Annotated in this window: 1 protein-coding gene; it reads right to left on the bottom strand. The window is 41.6% G+C overall.

What is annotated here, in order from left to right:
* A partial coding sequence (locus AAEY93_RS20560) for an oxidoreductase dimerization domain-containing protein (protein WP_502959572.1) occupies positions 1-274 on the bottom strand: 274 nt, incomplete at both ends.

Raw genomic sequence — 274 nt, forward strand, 5'->3', positions numbered from 1 at the left:
GTTGGGTAGTTAAAAGTGGTATTTACAAAGTATTCAATATTATTGCCGCCATTTTTTTGCTCCATTATGGCTTGGCCAATGTGGACAATTTCTGAGGCGCGCTCACCAAAGCAATGTACACCCAGTACTTCTTTGGTTTCTGTATGAAATAATATTTTTAAAGTACCCACTTCAGTACCCGCAATTTGCGCACGCGCAAGGTGTTTAAATTGCGCACGACCTACTTCATACGGAACTTTAGCAGCAGTAAGTTGCTGCTCGGTTTTACCTACTG

The sequence above is a fragment of the Shewanella sp. CAL98-MNA-CIBAN-0140 genome (assembly GCF_040309905.1).
Taxonomy (GTDB): Bacteria; Pseudomonadota; Gammaproteobacteria; order Enterobacterales; family Shewanellaceae; genus Shewanella; species Shewanella psychromarinicola.